14 protein-coding genes are annotated in these 15,698 nt (G+C 61.0%); 9 read left to right on the top strand and 5 right to left on the bottom strand.

Annotation, left to right across the window (positions count from 1 at the left end; translation table 11 throughout):
- The first annotated feature begins 601 nt into the window (after positions 1-601).
- The 4 genes from NTD89_RS04035 (at position 602) to NTD89_RS04020 (ending at position 5,280) form a co-directional block, all read left to right on the top strand.
- Positions 602-823, top strand: a complete 222-nt coding sequence (locus tag NTD89_RS04035; RefSeq protein ID WP_262206540.1) for a hypothetical protein — start codon at positions 602-604, stop codon at positions 821-823.
- A 187-nt stretch (positions 824-1,010) separates the two neighbouring features.
- The gene (locus NTD89_RS04030) at positions 1,011-2,204 is read left to right on the top strand and encodes a site-specific integrase (protein WP_262206539.1); all 1,194 of its coding nucleotides are present in this window, start codon (positions 1,011-1,013) and stop codon (positions 2,202-2,204) included.
- A gap of 20 nt (positions 2,205-2,224) precedes the next feature.
- Positions 2,225-3,811 (top strand): ABC-F family ATPase, encoded by a 1,587-nt coding sequence (locus tag NTD89_RS04025; RefSeq protein WP_106577981.1) that lies wholly within the window; start codon positions 2,225-2,227, stop codon positions 3,809-3,811.
- 293 nt (positions 3,812-4,104) lie between these two features.
- Complete coding sequence (locus tag NTD89_RS04020; RefSeq protein WP_262206538.1) at positions 4,105-5,280, top strand: MFS transporter; 1,176 nt, start codon at positions 4,105-4,107, stop codon at positions 5,278-5,280.
- Here the strand turns inward: NTD89_RS04020 and NTD89_RS04015 are convergent.
- Positions 5,274-6,311 carry an alpha/beta hydrolase family protein gene (locus NTD89_RS04015; RefSeq protein ID WP_242197017.1) on the bottom strand — a complete coding sequence of 346 codons (1,038 nt, stop codon included), beginning with the start codon at positions 6,309-6,311 and terminating at the stop codon, positions 5,274-5,276. The genes NTD89_RS04020 and NTD89_RS04015 overlap by 7 nt on opposite strands.
- Positions 6,312-6,552: 241 nt before the next feature.
- Positions 6,553-7,164 carry an FMN-dependent NADH-azoreductase gene (locus NTD89_RS04010; protein ID WP_106577978.1) on the bottom strand — a complete coding sequence of 204 codons (612 nt, stop codon included), beginning with the start codon at positions 7,162-7,164 and terminating at the stop codon, positions 6,553-6,555.
- 233 nt (positions 7,165-7,397) lie between these two features.
- On the opposite strand from NTD89_RS04010, the gene NTD89_RS04005 reads away from it, so the two are divergent.
- Positions 7,398-8,588, top strand: coding sequence for an MFS transporter (locus tag NTD89_RS04005; RefSeq protein ID WP_262206537.1), 1,191 nt, complete (start codon positions 7,398-7,400; stop codon positions 8,586-8,588).
- Here NTD89_RS04005 and NTD89_RS04000 read toward each other — a convergent pair.
- A complete protein-coding gene (locus NTD89_RS04000; RefSeq protein WP_262206536.1) occupies positions 8,554-9,480 on the bottom strand; it encodes an AraC family transcriptional regulator in 927 nt (308 codons plus the stop codon). The two genes, NTD89_RS04005 and NTD89_RS04000, sit on opposite strands and share 35 nt — an antisense overlap.
- A gap of 158 nt (positions 9,481-9,638) precedes the next feature.
- Between NTD89_RS04000 and NTD89_RS03995 the strand changes: the two genes are divergently transcribed.
- The 3 genes from NTD89_RS03995 (at position 9,639) to NTD89_RS03985 (ending at position 12,392) form a co-directional block, all read left to right on the top strand.
- Positions 9,639-11,018, top strand: a complete 1,380-nt coding sequence (locus tag NTD89_RS03995) for an NAD-dependent succinate-semialdehyde dehydrogenase (RefSeq protein ID WP_262206535.1) — start codon at positions 9,639-9,641, stop codon at positions 11,016-11,018.
- 112 nt (positions 11,019-11,130) lie between these two features.
- A complete protein-coding gene (locus tag NTD89_RS03990; protein ID WP_262206563.1) occupies positions 11,131-12,039 on the top strand; it encodes a LysR substrate-binding domain-containing protein in 909 nt (302 codons plus the stop codon).
- Positions 12,036-12,392, top strand: a complete 357-nt coding sequence (locus NTD89_RS03985) for an MmcQ/YjbR family DNA-binding protein (RefSeq protein WP_242197027.1) — start codon at positions 12,036-12,038, stop codon at positions 12,390-12,392. The genes NTD89_RS03990 and NTD89_RS03985 overlap by 4 nt, the downstream gene beginning before the upstream one ends.
- Here NTD89_RS03985 and NTD89_RS03980 read toward each other — a convergent pair.
- Positions 12,381-12,764, bottom strand: coding sequence for a DUF1294 domain-containing protein (locus NTD89_RS03980; RefSeq protein WP_145160426.1), 384 nt, complete (start codon positions 12,762-12,764; stop codon positions 12,381-12,383). The genes NTD89_RS03985 and NTD89_RS03980 overlap by 12 nt on opposite strands.
- A complete protein-coding gene (locus NTD89_RS03975; RefSeq protein ID WP_145160424.1) occupies positions 12,761-13,591 on the bottom strand; it encodes an undecaprenyl-diphosphate phosphatase in 831 nt (276 codons plus the stop codon). Before NTD89_RS03975 ends, NTD89_RS03980 begins: the two co-directional genes overlap by 4 nt.
- A 229-nt stretch (positions 13,592-13,820) precedes the next feature.
- Here NTD89_RS03975 and NTD89_RS03970 point away from each other — a divergent pair, with 229 nt between their 5' ends.
- The gene (locus NTD89_RS03970; protein WP_262206534.1) at positions 13,821-15,455 is read left to right on the top strand and encodes a methyl-accepting chemotaxis protein; all 1,635 of its coding nucleotides are present in this window, start codon (positions 13,821-13,823) and stop codon (positions 15,453-15,455) included.
- Positions 15,456-15,698 lie beyond the last annotated feature (243 nt).

Genomic DNA, 15,698 nt, shown 5'->3' with positions numbered 1-15,698 from the left:
ATTTCTACAAATCGTCGCACACGCGCACTACCGGAAAGCTTGAAGACCTTGGCTTGCTGAAATGGTGCGGATCGGCTGGAACATCGGCATATGGATCTCTTTTCCAAGCGACCGAGCAAGGGAAAGCGGTATGGGCGGCTCAGACCACATCGCCCTAACCCAAACCCCCTACATGCCTGCCGGTGAGCGGCGGGCGAGGTATGCACGCATGTTTATTTGCGCAGAAACGAAGATCGGGAAGTGCAAATCGCTCGGCGACCAAGTGCGAGTGTGCGCGCTTCGTCGTGGCGGCGGTTGGAGGCAGGCCCGCGAGGACTTGGCGAAACAGGCGGAACGGTGGTTTGGGCATGAGCCGGTGACCACCAAGCAAGACTGGCAAGCCATTCGCGCCGAAGTCTTCCGAACCGACTAACCCACCTTCTACCGCCCAGCGCGGCGCACTACAGCTTTGAATAAGAGCTCGCTCAAGCCAGATGCAAGTCCCCCGGTAAGGCTGCAGTTTGTAAACACTGGTTGAGCGAACAGCCAAAAAAGTAGCACGACGCACCCACTCCGCCATATAAAAATTTTACTAAGCCGCCCAGCGCGGCAAGGACACTACATGTTCGCATTCAAACTCACCCTGATCCTGCTGGGCGCTTTGCTGTACCTGGTCGGCAGCGGCTGCTGGCTCTTCTGGATCGGCCCATGCCTTCTGGAGGACGGTGAAAAGGCCGACATCCTCTACGCCTTCGCCGGCACCTGCGCCTGGCTGCTGATCACCTTCGGTTTCATCGTTCACATCATCAAGACGGTGCGGCCCACTGCGGCCGGCGGGAGGTAGATATGTCAGCGGCAGAACAACTGAACGATGGCGTCACCGGTGACAAGGTTCCCGAGGCGCAAATGGCCGAAATCCTCGGCACCACTATTGCGGCGCTGCGCTCAAAGCGAGCCAGGAACCAGATACCTCTTGGCGTCTGGAATAAGCATGGCAGCAGGATCATCTACAGCATCAGGAGATATTACGAATGGCTCGAAAGTCAGTGGGTCTGCCCGCAGGAATGGACCTCCACCACGGATCGATCCGCATCCGATTTATGTGGAACGGCAGCCGGCGCAGTGAAACGCTCCCCTATCCCGCGACACAGAAAGGAATCAAATCAGCCTCACAGGTTGTTGATCAGGTAAAGGGGCTGATCAAGCTGGGGTTGCTCGACGACGACAAGTACGCCGAGCTATTCCCCAGTTCCAGCAACGTCGCCGGCGGGAAGATCAACTTCGGCGAGTACGCTCAGCTCTGGCTGGATAGCCGCGAGGTAGTGGCCGGCACGAAGGGGAATTACAAGGGAGCGCTAAACAGGTACTGGATGCCTGGGCTGGCCCTGGTGCGGATCGACCTGATCACCACCACGCTGCTCCGCCGGGTTATGGCTTCCAGGGAGTGGAAGTCGCCAGGGGTGAAGCGCAACGCGATCTCGAAGCTGTCGACAATACTGAACTCCGCTGTGTCTGAGGAGTTGATCCCAAAGAACCCGGCGGCGATCCTGGAGCTGCCCAAGCGTATTAAGAAGGAAATCGACCCGTTCACCCTAGACGAGGCAAACCAGATCATCGCCAAAATGTACGAGCACAGTCACTGGTCCAGTACGATCTATGCGGCATTTTTTGAGTTTGTTTTTTTTACGGGGATGCGCCTATCCGAAGCCCTGGCGATGCGCTGGGATGCGGTTGACGAAGAGAAGAGGACGGCCCACGTATGTCGCGGGATCGCCTTGGGGGAAGTGGTGGAGCGCACGAAAACCGGCGGAGACCGATTCGTTTTGTTGAATGACCGGGCCATGCACGCCCTGCAATTTGCCAGGGAGTACGCGGAGCGTCGGAAAAAAGGCAAAGGGAAAGTGCTGGAAACGCCCTTCATTTTCCCGCCGTCAAAGAACTCGGAGTACGTGAAACAGACATCTGACCTGCACAAGCAGTGGATTCCGACTTTGAACGCTCTGAATATCCGTCGTCGGCCGCCATACAACTGTCGTCACACCTATGCGACAATATGCATTATGTCTGGCATGAACCCCGCCTTCATCTCCCAGCAGCTCGGCCATAGTGTGCAGATGCTGCTCTCGACTTATGCGCGTTGGATCAACTCAAGCTCGGACTGGAGCGAAATGGAAAAGCTCCAGATTGGTCCCAAATTGGTCCCAGCTCAAATAAGCGCACCCTAAGCTATTGATAGGTAAAGTAATTGATCTCCACAGCTAACATCACCATGCAGTTCGGCGCCAAGCCGCTCTTCGAGAATGTCTCGGTCAAATTCGGCGCCGGCAACCGTTATGGTTTGATCGGTGCCAACGGTTGCGGCAAGTCGACCTTCATGAAAATCCTTGGCGGCGACCTGGATCCGTCCGGCGGCCAGGTCATGCTCGAGCCGAACGTACGCCTGGGTAAGCTGCGCCAGGACCAGTTCGCCTACGAAGAATTCACCGTGCTCGACACCGTGATCATGGGTCACGAAGAGCTGTGGAAGGTCAAGGCTGAGCGCGACCGCATCTACTCGCTGCCGGAAATGAGCGAAGACGACGGCATGGCCGTGGCCGAACTGGAAACCGAGTTCGCTGAAATGGACGGCTACACCGCCGAATCCCGCGCCGGCGAGCTGCTGCTGGGCCTGGGCATTCCATTGGAGCAACACTTCGGCCCGATGAGCGAAGTGTCGCCAGGCTGGAAACTGCGCGTATTGCTGGCCCAGGCGCTGTTCTCCGATCCTGAAGTGCTGTTGCTCGACGAACCGACCAACCACTTGGACATCAACACCATCCGCTGGCTGGAAAACATCCTGACCCAGCGCTCCAGCCTGATGATCATCATCTCTCACGACCGTCACTTCCTGAACAGCGTGTGCACCCACATGGCTGACCTGGACTACGGCGAGCTGCGCCTGTTCCCGGGCAACTACGACGAGTACATGACCGTGGCGACCCAGTCCCGCGAGCAACTGCTGTCGGACAACGCCAAGAAGAAAGCCCAGATTTCCGAGCTGCAATCGTTCGTCAGCCGCTTCTCGGCCAACGCCTCGAAAGCCAAGCAGGCCACTTCCCGTGCCAAGGCGATCGACAAGATCCAGCTGGCCGAGGTCAAGCCTTCGAGCCGCGTGAGCCCGTTCATCCGTTTCGATCAGAACAAGAAGCTGCACCGCCAGGCGGTAATGGTCGAAAAAATGGCCAAGGGTTTCGACGGCAAGCCGCTGTTCAAAGACTTCAGCTTCCAGGTTGAAGCGGGCGAGCGTGTTGCGATCATCGGCCCGAACGGTATCGGCAAGACCACCCTGCTGCGCACCCTGGTCAATGAATTGACCCCGGACGCCGGCAGCATCAAGTGGACCGACGCCGCCGAGCTGGGCTACTACGCTCAGGATCACGCGCACGACTTCGAAGACGACGTCACCCTGTTCGACTGGATGGGTCAGTGGACGCAGGGCGAGCAAATGATTCGCGGCACCTTGGGCCGCATGCTGTTCTCCAACGACGAGATTCTCAAGTCGGTCAAGGTGATTTCCGGTGGTGAGCAAGGCCGCATGTTGTTCGGCAAGCTGATTCTGCAAAAGCCGAACGTGCTGATCATGGACGAACCGACCAACCACTTGGACATGGAATCCATCGAAGCGCTGAACCTGGCGCTGGAAAACTACCCGGGCACGCTGATCTTCGTCAGCCACGACCGTGAGTTCGTATCGTCCCTGGCCACCCGCATCATCGAGCTGAGCGCCAACGGCGTGATCGACTTCAGCGGCACCTACGACGACTACCTGCGCAGCCAAGGCGTGGTGTTCTAAGTAACGCCACTGTAGTGAGCTGGCTTACCCTGTGAGCTGGCTTGTTGTGGCGAGCAGGCTTGCCCTGCGTTGGGCTGCGAAGCGGCCCTAAAATCAGACACCGCGTTCTGCCTGGCAGAACGCGGTGTTTTTTATTGGGGCTGCTGCGCAGCCCAACGCAGGGCAAGCCTGCTCGCCACAAGCAGCCCGCTCACCACAATAAACCCAGCCATCAAACAAACTAGTTAGCCTGCTTCCTTTTCCGCCAAGCCCTTGCCATCATGCCGTCACCGCCCGCCCGCGAACGAGTGACCATGCCTGCCACCGCCCCCAGTTCACTGTCGATCACCCTGCAGATCGTCTCCATCGTCTTCTACACCTTCATCGCCTTTATCTGCATCGGCCTGCCGATCGCGGTGATCCCAGGTTATGTGCATGAAAACCTGGGTTTCAGCGCGGTGGTGGCCGGGGTCACCATCGGTTCGCAGTACCTGGCCACCCTGCTCAGCCGGCCGATGGCTGGACGCATGTCCGACAATGTCGGCACCAAGCGGGCGATTGTGCTGGGCCTGGCCGGTATTCTGGTCAGCGGTGTGCTGACGTTTTTTGCGACGCTGGTCGAGAGCCTGCCTGCGCTGAGCCTGGGCATCCTGATCGTCGGCCGGCTGTTGCTTGGCGTGGCTCAAGGGCTGATAGGCGTGGGCACCATCAGTTGGTGCATGGGCGCGGTGGGCGTTGAACACACGGCGCGCTCGATTTCGTGGAATGGCATTGCCTCCTACGGCGCCATTGCGATTGGCGCGCCGCTGGGGGTGGTGATGGTGGCGGATTATGGCTACACCAGCCTTGGCATCGCTTTGACGGTGCTGGCGGCGCTGGGTCTGGTGCTGATCCGCAATAAGCCTTCGGTGCCGGTGGTACGCGGCGAACGACTGCCCTTTTGGGCGGTGTTCGGGCGCATTGCGCCATTTGGCACCAGCCTGTGCCTGGCGTCGATCGGCTACGGCACGCTGACCACCTTTATTACCCTGTATTACCTCAATCGCGGCTGGGCCGGGGCAGCGTATTGCCTGACGGTATTTGGCGCGTGTTTTATCCTGTCGCGCCTGGTGTTTATCTCCGCCATCAGCCGTTTTGGCGGGTTCAGTGCGGCGATTGCTTGCATGACCATCGAAACCCTGGGCCTGAAGCTGCTGTGGCTGGCGCCCTCAACCGGGGTTGCGCTGATCGGTGCCGGGCTCACGGGTTTTGGCTTGTCGCTGGTGTACCCGGCGCTGGGCGTCGAAGCCATCAAGCAGGTGCCCAACAGCAGCCGTGGCGCCGGCTTGAGTGCGTATGCGGTGTTTTTTGATCTGGCCCTGGCGATTGCCGGGCCATTGATGGGCGCCGTGGCCCTGAACCTCGGCTACGGCTGGATCTTCTTTTGCGCCGCGCTGTTATCGGTCACGGCGCTGGGGCTGACCGTGTTGCTCAAGCGCCGCGCTTACTGATCGGCGGTCTGCATACCGGCGCGGGTCGCTTGGCCCAGCGTGTGGGAGAAGAAGCGCCCCGCTTCTGAAATCAGGTCGCGGTGGATGCCTTCGCGGTCGACGCCATCGGCATCCGTGCAGATCGCCGGCATCGCCACCAATTGGTCGCTGTCACACGGCGCCATGAACACGAAATGCCCGGCGCCCGCCAACAGTTTGAAATCCGGCGGCTCCGGCAGTTTGCGCGCCAGGGCAGCGGCGTTCTTGTCCACCGCCACCAGTTTGTCGCCGTCGCCGCTGTAAAGCAGCACGGGCACATGCACATCCGCCAGGGTATGGCGGCCAAACATCAGGCTCAACGGCGCCATCAGCATCAAGGCATGAATGCGCGGGTCGGCCTGTGGCTGCAAGTCGTCGCGATCCACCACCAGTTCGCCTTTGGTGGTGCACGCGTCGCGGTCTTCCGGGCGTTCCTGGCAATAACGGCGCAGGCGGTCGAAGTCCGGCTTGGCGCCGGCCAGGATCAACGCCGTTTCGCCGCCGGCGGAGTAACCGATCACGCCCACCTGATCGACGTTGACGAACGGCGACAGCATCGGGTCGCCGAGGGTGGCGGTGATCGCTTCGGAGATCTGAATCGGCCGGCCGTACAGGTTGCTCACGGTGCCCAGGCGGCTGTGATCCTTGTAGTTGTCGCCAGGGTGCAATACGGCCACCACCACAAAGCCCTTGCGCGCCAAAGACGTGGCCAGGTCGTGCAGGGCCAGTGGCGTACCGGTGTTGCCGTGGGACAGCATCAGCATCGGGAAGCGGCCGATGGCGACCTTGGAGTCTTCGGTGGCGGCGACGTGATAGGCGCCCAACGCAGTGCTGTGTTCATCGTCGGTCGACGGATAAAACGCGATGGCCTTCATCGGCTGCTGGTCCAGCGGGTCGAGAAAGGTCATGCGATGGAAGCCCACACTCCAATGCGGGTGCGGCGCTGGGGCGGCGTGCACTGAAATCAGGCCACCGAGCAGGGAGAGAACCAAAACAGCACAAAGACGCATCATGGGGATGTCCACCTTTGCTGCGCGACCACGTTCAACACCCGCGGCAGATCTATATGAAAAGTCCATGGTTCAAGGCGCTCACGGCGGGTGATAAACCCATGCGTGCATAACCTGGGCCAAAGTAGTGACAGCGGGTAAACGAAAAAACTCCGTACTCCGGTCGTTTTGAGGCGATCAGAATACAGAGTTTAGGCGCCAGACTTCAGATTGGAACCGAGCAGACGCGAAATTTACACAAGCCTTACGCGGCGGCGAACAATTGTTCGTTGATCACGGCGTTGGCGTCGCTCAGGGCTTTGCTGCGCACTTCTTCACCGTAGGCCAGGCCTTGGGCGCGGACGAACTCGATGTCGGTGATGCCAAGGAAGCCAAACACCAGCTTCAAATAGTCTTCGTGGCCGACGTTGCTTGCCTGACCGGCGTGCAGACCGCCCGCAGTCGAGACGATGATCAGCTTCTTGCCACCGCACAGGCCTTCAGGGCCGGCTTCGGTGTAACGGAAGGTCTGGCCGGCGACGGCGATGCGGTCGATCCAGGCCTTGAGCTGGGAAGGCACCGAGAAGTTGTACATCGGCGCACCGATCACCACCGCGTCGGCGGCGATGAATTCAGCCAGCGACGACGCGCTCAGTTCAGCCTCGTGCTGTTGTACCGCGTCGCGCAATTCAGCCGCGGTGCCCAGGGCGCCCAGGGTCAGGCCCGAAAAGTGGCTGATGCCTTCGCTTGCCAGGTCACGGTAAGTCACTTCCACACCCGGCTCAGCCGCTTGCCAGGCCTTGACCACACCAGCGCTGAGCTGACGCGAAGCCGAGTTGTCGCCGAGGATGCTGGAATCGATATGCAACAGTTTCATGCGGGATCTCCAAGTGAGGATCGCGGCTAGGCGATCGAATGAGGTTGATCCTACACATGAACCCAATAAACGATTAGCCAGCTTAAATGCGATTGTTCGTCCTGCCAGCAGGACAATCCTTTCACCGCCAACATTCAATCCAACAAGGTTCTTGCCTGAAGCGCTGACGCACTAGATTTCGCCCGCGCTTCGCTTCATTCTCGCCGGCAGATCCGACAGCCACCGGCCACGCCATGCACCCACCCTCTCCCGTCCTGACCAAGAGCCTGACCCTGATCCTCGCCATCTGCTGCGGGTTTTCGGTCGCCACGATTTACTACAACCAGGCCATGCTGCCGCTGATCGCCAATACCTTTGCGGTGTCCACCGCGCACGTTGGGCAGATCGCCATGCTCACGCAACTGGGCTATGCCTGCGGCCTGCTGCTGTTCGTACCGCTGGGCGACCGGATCAGCCGACGCACATTGATCCTGGCCGTGCTGTGCCTGAACTTCATCAGCCTGCTGGCCTCGGCCACGGCGCCGTCTTATACCTGGCTGCTGGTGGCGAGCGGGCTGCTGGGGCTGTCGGGTATCAGCGCGCAGGTGATCATTCCCGCCGCTTCCGACCTCAGTACCCTCGAACAGAAAGGCGCGGTGCTGGGCCTGATGGTCAGCGGCTTGTCGGCCGGTGGCTTGCTGGCCAGGACCGTCAGCGGCGTGGTCAGCGGCTGGCTGGGCTGGCGCGGCATGTTTGCCGTGGCCGCGGCGCTGGATGTGCTGCTGTTTATGGCAATCCTGACGCGCATGCCGGTGTCGATCTCCACCAGCAAACTCGCGTATGGCGCCTTGCTCAAATCCCTCTGGGGTCTGGCCAGGCAATACCCGACCCTGCGCCAATCGGCGCTCAAGGGCGCTCTGGTATTCGGTGCATTGAATGTGTTCTGGGGCTCGATGGCCGCCTTGCTGGCCTTGCCGCCGTATGGCTTTTCGAGTGCCCAGGCAGGCCTTGTGGGGCTGTCGGCCATCGTCGGCATCCTCTGCGCCTCGACCATTGGCCAGCAAACCCGGCGCCATGGGCGCTTGCTCGAACGCGCCGGCATCAGCACGGTGCTGGTGGCGTTTATCCTGATCTACAGCCTTGGGCTGAGCGGCTGGTGGTGGCCCATCCTGATCGCGGCAACCTTCCTCGACCTGGGTAACCGGACCAACCAACTGGCCAACCAGACCCGCGTATTGGCGCTGGAACCCTCAGCCACCAGCCGCCTGAACACCGTGTTCATGGTGGTCTACTTTATCGGCGGCGCCCTGGGTTCGGCGGCGGGCGCTTTCGCCTCGCAGCACTACGGCTGGCAGGGACAAGCCCTCACCGGCGCGGCCTTTGCCGGGCTGGCCTTGCTGATGACCCTGTTCAGTGGGACGACACATAAATCGACGCCGACGTAGGCGCCGGCAATGCATAGGTGCGCTTCATCCACTGGATCTCTGCCTGCGGCGTGCGCCCGAAAAAGCGTTTGAACTCACGGCTGAACTGCGACGCGCTTTCATAGCCGACCCTGGAGCACGCCGTGGCGGCGGTGATGTCGTTGCGCAACATCAATAAGCGCGCCTGGTGCAGGCGCGTGGACTTGAGGTATTGCATCGGTGAGGTGTCCGTGACCGTGCGAAAGTGCGCGTGAAAACTCGGCACACTCATCCTGGCTTCCGCCGCCAGGGCCTCCACGTCCAGGTGCTGGTGGTAGCAGCCGTGAATCTTGCGGATCGCCCGCGCGACCTTGCCGAACTGGCCCTGCTGGTTGAGCGCGGCGCGCATCGAGCCGCCCTGCGCGCCCGTGAGGATGCGGTAGTAGATTTCGCGCACCAGCGACGGGCCGAGGAGCTGCGCGTCCATCGGCACACGCATCACTTCGAGAAAACGCAGCAACGACTCGCTGAGCGGCTCATCCATGGGCGATGAATACATGCCGCGGGGCTTGGCCTCAACCAGGTCAGGGAAGTCATCCAGCGCCACCATCCATTCGGCGGCCAGGGTAAAATCCAGCCGCAGGTACACCGCCAGCATGGGCTCTTCTTCACTGGCCTCGGTTTCCATGGTGAACGGCACAGGCACCGAGACCACCAGGTAATGCTGCGCGTCATACAGGTAAATGTCTTCCCCCAGAAAGCCGCGCTTGCACCCCTGGCAGACAATCACAATGCCGGGATCGTAGAGCACCGGAACCCGATGCAAAGGCCGGTTGGAACGCAAAAAGCGCACGTCATCCAACGCGGTCAGGTTATAGCCTTCGACAGGCGCCAGGGTGCCCATCAGCTCGATGATTCGTTGGGTGCGGCCCATGGTGCAAGGCTCCTGGTGAAAACCGCACGTTACTGTGCAATCGTCGCCGTGGCTATGCACTCATAGGAATAGGCAATCAGCAGATTGGTTTGGATATTCGCTCAAACCGCCCGTTTCCGTAGCCTGAAACAACACGTTCAGCCCTCGGAGATGCCCTCATGCTAATCGTCTACAACCCCGCCACCGGTGAAGAAATCGGCCGCGTTGCCAAGAACACCTCGGCTGAAGTCAAAGCGGCGGTCGAGCGCACCTGCGCGGCTTTCCCGGAATGGTCTTCCAAGCTCGCCAAGGAGCGCAGCGAGATCCTGCGCCGCTGGCACGACGCCGTTAAGGCCGACAAGGAAGCCTTCGCCGAACTGCTGTGCCGCGAAAACGGCAAGTGCCTCACCGAAGCCCGTGGCGAAATCGACTACGGCCTGGGTTTTATCGAGTGGTACGCCGAAGAAGCCAAGCGCGTGTATGGCGACACCCTGCCCACCCACGACCGCAACGCCAACGTGGTGGTGACCAAGGAAGCGGTCGGCCCTGTTGCGGCGATCACCCCGTGGAACTTCCCGTTCATGATGATCACGCGCAAAGTCGCCACAGCCTTGGCGGCGGGTTGCACCATGGTCATCAAGCCTGCCGAAGACACGCCGCTCACGGCCTTCAAGCTGCTGGAATACGCGCGCAAGGCCGGTATCGAACCCGGCGTGCTGGAAGTGGTGGTCGGCGATCCCAAGGAGATCGGCCTGATCTTCACCGCCGACCCGCGCATTCGCAAAATCACCTTTACCGGCTCCACCGCTGTCGGCAAATTGCTTGCGGCGCAATGCGCGGCCACCCTCAAGAAAATGACCCTGGAACTGGGCGGCAACGCGCCGTTTATCGTGTTCCAGGACGCCAACTTGGATGAGGCCGTCAAGGGCCTGGTCAGCGCCAAACTGCGCAACAGCGGCCAGGTGTGCATCTCGCCGAACCGGATTTTTGTGCAGCACAACATCCTCGAGGACTTCGTCCAACGGGTGCAGGCGGCCGTTGCCAAAATCGATGTCGATCAAGGCCTGCGTGAAGACTTTGTGGTCGGGCCGCTGGTCAATCAACTGGGTTTTGACAAAGTCGTGCGCCTGGTGGAAGGCGCCAAAGCCGCCGGCGCCAACGTGCTGATGGGCGGCAAGCCCCACGCCAGGGGCGGGTTGTTCTACGAACCCACCGTGGTGACCGGTTTGCGCGACGACTCACCGCTGGCCACTGAGGAAATCTTCGGGCCGGTGTTCGCCATCTACTCATTCAAGGATGAAGAGGAAGTCATCGCGCGCGCCAACCAGACCGAGTTTGGCCTGGTGGCGTATGCCTACACCAGCGCGCTGGGGCGTTCGTTGCGGCTGTCGCGCCAACTGGAAGCGGGAATGGTCATCCTCAATTCGGGTTCGGTCGGCACCGCGTCGGTTCCCTTTGGCGGCATCAAGCAATCCGGCTATGGCCGTGAGGGCAGCTACTACGGAATCGAAGAGTACGTGCATGTGAAGTATGTGCTGATGGCGGGCGCGCAGTTCTAAGCGCTTAATCAGGTCCAACGCGAGCAGCCACACGGCGCTCGCTTTTTTTGTAGTGGATTTGCCCTCGCCAGACGCGGATAGTTCGTCCCACTGACAGGACAATAGGTTGACCATGCAAGACCTCAACGACCTCTACTATTTCGCCAAAGTCGTCGAGGCCGGCGGCTTTGCGGCGGCGGGCCGGCTACTGGGGATTCCCAAGTCACGGCTGTCACGGCGTATTGCCGAGCTGGAAGAACGCCTCGGCGCGCGCCTGTTGCAGCGCACCACCCGCCAATTGACCCTCACTGCGGTCGGCGAGCGTTATTTGCGCCATTGCCAGGCCATGCTGCTGGAAGCGGAAATGGCCGACGAGGCCGTGGCCAGTATGTTCAGCGAACCGCGCGGGCGCCTGCGGGTCAGTTGCCCGGTGGGCATGGCCCAGCACATGATGCCGGGCATGGTTGCCGGTTTTCTCGCCGCCCACCCGCTGGTACAGCTGGAGATGACGCTGGTGAACCGCCGTGTCGACCTGGTGGCTGAGGGCATCGACGTGGCCCTGCGCGTGCGCGAGTCGGGCGATGAAGACCCGCTGCTGGTGACCAAGCGCCTGCGCCAGGCCCAGACCCTGCTGGTGGCCAGCCCTGAATTCATCCAGGGTCGGCACATCGACAGCCTCGAAGACCTCAAACAGCTACCGGTGCTCGGCGCCCTGGAGGCCGACCGCCTGGTCCACCTGCGCCTGATCGACCCGCAAGGCAACGCCCAGGACCTCGCGCTGGAAGCCCGCCTGGGCATCGACGACTTCATCGTGCGCAAGGCCTGTGCCCTCAAGGGCCTGGGCTTCACGGTCTTGCCGATGATGTACTGCGAAGAGGAATTGGCCAGCGGCCAATTGGTGCAGCTGCTGCCGCATTGGTCGTCACCGGGCGGCTGGTTGCAGGCGGTGTACCCGCATCGCCGTGGCGTGCTGCCGGCCATTCGTGCCTGGATCGACTACCTGGAAGAAGCCTTCAAGGACTGCGGAGACCGCTTGCTATGAAAATGACTGAAGCACACGTCGCCGCCTTCTGCCTGAGCCTGCCCGGCGCGCGGGAAGACTACAAATGGGGCGGCGTGCGGGTGTTCTCGATTGCTGGCAACAAGATGTTCGCCCTGCAGAACCTGCGGGGCGAATCGCTGGCGTTCAAGGTCGACAAGGACCTGTTCCTCGGCCACGTCGACCGCCCCGGCATTCATCCGGCGCCTTATCTGGCGCGGGCACAGTGGATCATCATGAACACGCCCTACCCGCTGGGCGCCGAGGAACTGCGTGGCCTGTTGCAGCGTTCTCACCAGTTGGTGGTGAGCAAACTGCCCAAGCGCACGCAGATCGGGCTGTTGCTAGAAGATTGAAAGCAGCGTGCCGCCCAGGAATAACTGGTCGAGCCAGAACACCTCGTGCAGCAACACGATGACCCAGAACAGCACCTGGTACGACACTTTGCGCGTCTTGTGCCGGAACACCTGCTGGGCGATCAACGCCCCGGGCCATCCGCCGGCCAGTTCCACGGCGTGCAGGATGTTTTCGCGAACGCGCGGGCCTGCTGTCTGAGCCTTGCGCTTGTCACCCCAGTAGAGAAAAAACGCCACCACGCTGACCACACCATAGGCGGCCAGCGGAATCACGGTCTCACCGCGATGCCACACCAGCGCCGCCCCCAGCAGCGGCGCGGCGCACAGCAGCACAAAGAGCAGCGCCTTGAGGCGCGGATGCTGAATGTTCATGGTTTGACCGCCGACCAGTCGATCCAGCCGAACTGCCAGGTCGCCAGAATCAGCACGCCGAACGCGATGCGATACCAGGCAAACGCCGCATAGCTGTGGCTGGCGATGAACTTGAGCAAGGCCTTGACCGCGATCATCGCAAAGATGAACGAGGTGACGAACCCGATGGCAAACACCGGCAGGTCATCGGGCTGGAACAAGTGACGGTACTTGTAGCCCGAATACAGGGCCGCGCCGACCATGGTTGGCATCGCCAGGAAAAACGAAAACTCGGTGGCGGTCTTGCGTGACAGGCCGAACAACAGGCCGCCAATGATGGTGGCGCCGGAGCGTGAGGTGCCGGGAATCATCGCCAGGCACTGCGCCAGGCCGACCTTGAGCGCGTCTTTCCAGGTGATCTGGTCCACGGTGTCAGCATGCACCGCATGGTCGCGGCGCTCGGCCCACAACATGATCACGCCACCCACGACCAGGGCGGTGGCCACCGTGATCGGGTTGAACAGGTAATGCTTGATCAGGTCGGCAAAAATAACCCCCAGCACGATGGCCGGCACCACCGCGATGATCAGGTTAGCCGTGAAACGCCGGGCACTGGGCTGGGTCGGCAAGCCGATGACCACGTCGAGGATCTTGCGCCGAAACTCCCAGACCACCGCCAGGATCGCGCCCAATTGAATAATGATATTGAACGCATCAAAGCGTTCGCCGCCGAAGCCGATCAAGTCGGCGACGATGATCTGGTGCCCGGTGCTGGATATGGGCAGGAACTCTGTCAGCCCCTCCACCACGCCAAGAATCAATGCCTGTATGGCGGTCCAAAAATCCATGTATCCCCCAAAGGTCATGCCTGTCGGCATGCCTTGACTGTCTTTTTAATAGTTCACTGACGACAAGCGCACTCAAGTTCCGCTGCTGATTTTCAACATCGGCCTGCAAAAATTTCGTGAAAAATCAGGGAGTACTCAGGTTTTTCAATTACAGGCCGAAAGCCTATCAGACAAGCCGGAAATGTCGATGCGGCGCCCACAATTATAAAAAGCATGGAGTGACAGGACGATGAACAGTTTGCGCAGCATGTCGATCAGCCGCCGCCTCTGGCTGATCCTGATAGTCGCCGTGTTGATGCTGCTGACGTTGGGGCTGTTGATGCTCAAGCAGATCCACGGCGACCTTTACCAGGCCAAACGCCAGCAGACCCAGCACGTGGTGCAGACCGCCAGCGGGGTGCTGGCCTATTACCAGAACCTTGAGAAAACCGGCGTGCTCAGCCGTGAAGCCGCGCAGCAACAGGCCCTGAGCGCGGTGCGTGGCCTGCGCTACGACCACGACGATTACTTCTGGATCAACGACCTGACGCCCGTGATGATCATGCACGCGGCCAACCCCAAGCTGGATGGCCAGAACCTCTCGGCGATCCGCGACCCGGACGGCTTTGCGGTGTTCAACGAATTCGTGACCCTGGCCAAGGCCAAGGGCGCTGGCATCGTCAACTATCGCTGGCCCAAACCCGGCGCCGAAGCGCCCGTGGAAAAAACCTCGTACATCCAGCTGTTCGAACCCTGGGGCTGGATTATCGGCTCCGGCGTGTACGTGGATGATGTGCAGGCCGAGTTCACGGGCCAGGTGTGGAAGGCCTCGCTGATTGGCCTGGGCATCGCCCTGCTGATGGCCGTGTTGGTCACTTTGATTGCGCGCAGCATCGTGACGCCGTTGCAGGCGGCGGTAAACGCCATGGCCAATATCGCCAGTGGCGAAAGCGACCTGACGCGCAGCCTCGACACCCACGGGCGTGACGAAGTCACCCAGCTGTCTCGGCACTTCAACAGCTTTACCGCCAAGCTGCGCCAGGTGGTTGGCCAGTTGCAGGTGTGCGCCAACGCGTTGGGCCAGTCGTCCACGGACTTGGGCAACAACGCCAGCCAGGCGCATGACCGCAGCCAGCAGCAGTCGCAGCAGATGGAATTGGTGGCGACGGCGATCAATGAAGTGACTTATGGCGTGCAGGACGTGGCAAAAAACGCCGAACATGCGGCCAGTGAGATGCGCGATGCCCAGGCCCAGGCGCAGCAGGGCCAGGTGAATATCGACGGTAGTTTGCAGCAGATCGACCAGCTCTCCGGCACCATCAGCCAGGCCGTGGAGGTGATTCGCACCTTGTCCAGCGAGAGCACGCAGATTGGTGGTGTGCTGGAAGTGATCCGCTCCATCGCTGACCAGACCAACCTGCTGGCGCTTAACGCGGCCATTGAGGCCGCGCGTGCCGGAGAACAGGGCCGTGGGTTTGCGGTGGTCGCCGATGAAGTGCGCTTGCTGGCTCAGCGTACGCAAAAATCCACTGCTGAAATCCAAGTGATGATTGAGCGTCTGCAGGGTCACTCGGAAGCGGCGGTCAAGGTGATCAGTGACAGCCATAGCGCTTCGCAGTTGACGATTGAACAGGCTGGGCAGGCCGGTGCGAGTCTTACCGCCATTGGCCAGGCGTTGCGTAACCTCAACGGGCTGAATGCCTCGATTGCCAGCGCGACCTTGCAACAGGCGCATGTGGTGGAGGATATCAACCAGAACGTCACCCAGGCGGCCGGGTTGTCGCACAGCACTGCGCTGGCGGCGGAGCAATCCAGCGTGGCGAGTGCGCATTTGCGTGGGTTGAGTGAGGAGTTGGACGGGTTGCTGCGGCAGTTCAAGGTTTAGCTTTTTTTTGAGGAGGGTGTGTACATATCCGTTGTTTGGGTGATGGCTGCGTTTGGTTCCGCCCTTACGGCGGGTCACTTTTGAAAAGCGCAAAAGTAACCAAAACGCTCTTGCCCCACCACTCGGCACCTCGCTTAGGCTCGGTGTGCCCTCACGCAGGCATTACGGAGCGGGCCGCCGCGACGGGGCGTCCCTGCCCCGTCGCGGCTAAACCGGCGTCCTGCCGGTTTACCCGCTCCGTAC

This window comes from Pseudomonas sp. 14P_5.3_Bac1, from assembly GCF_025466135.1.
Lineage (GTDB): Bacteria > Pseudomonadota > Gammaproteobacteria > Pseudomonadales > Pseudomonadaceae > Aquipseudomonas.
Note: the sequence above shows the minus strand (reverse complement) of the source record. Positions and strands in the feature narration are given on the sequence as shown.

Excerpts from the sequence above, each read along its gene's own strand:
- NTD89_RS04000 (WP_262206536.1), bottom strand. The coding sequence starts at position 9,480 with ATGGGCCGCACCCAACGAATCATCGAGCTGATGGGCACCCTGGCGCCT.
- NTD89_RS04010 (WP_106577978.1), bottom strand. The coding sequence starts at position 7,164 with ATGAAACTGTTGCATATCGATTCCAGCATCCTCGGCGACAACTCGGCT.
- NTD89_RS03970 (WP_262206534.1), top strand. The coding sequence starts at position 13,821 with ATGAACAGTTTGCGCAGCATGTCGATCAGCCGCCGCCTCTGGCTGATC.
- NTD89_RS03980 (WP_145160426.1), bottom strand. The coding sequence starts at position 12,764 with ATGAACATTCAGCATCCGCGCCTCAAGGCGCTGCTCTTTGTGCTGCTG.
- NTD89_RS03985 (WP_242197027.1), top strand. The coding sequence starts at position 12,036 with ATGAAAATGACTGAAGCACACGTCGCCGCCTTCTGCCTGAGCCTGCCC.
- NTD89_RS04035 (WP_262206540.1), top strand. The coding sequence starts at position 602 with ATGTTCGCATTCAAACTCACCCTGATCCTGCTGGGCGCTTTGCTGTAC.
- NTD89_RS04030 (WP_262206539.1), top strand. The coding sequence starts at position 1,011 with ATGGCTCGAAAGTCAGTGGGTCTGCCCGCAGGAATGGACCTCCACCAC.
- NTD89_RS04020 (WP_262206538.1), top strand. The coding sequence starts at position 4,105 with ATGCCTGCCACCGCCCCCAGTTCACTGTCGATCACCCTGCAGATCGTC.
- NTD89_RS03995 (WP_262206535.1), top strand. The coding sequence starts at position 9,639 with ATGCTAATCGTCTACAACCCCGCCACCGGTGAAGAAATCGGCCGCGTT.
- NTD89_RS04015 (WP_242197017.1), bottom strand. The coding sequence starts at position 6,311 with ATGATGCGTCTTTGTGCTGTTTTGGTTCTCTCCCTGCTCGGTGGCCTG.
- NTD89_RS04005 (WP_262206537.1), top strand. The coding sequence starts at position 7,398 with ATGCACCCACCCTCTCCCGTCCTGACCAAGAGCCTGACCCTGATCCTC.
- NTD89_RS03975 (WP_145160424.1), bottom strand. The coding sequence starts at position 13,591 with ATGGATTTTTGGACCGCCATACAGGCATTGATTCTTGGCGTGGTGGAG.
- NTD89_RS03990 (WP_262206563.1), top strand. The coding sequence starts at position 11,131 with ATGCAAGACCTCAACGACCTCTACTATTTCGCCAAAGTCGTCGAGGCC.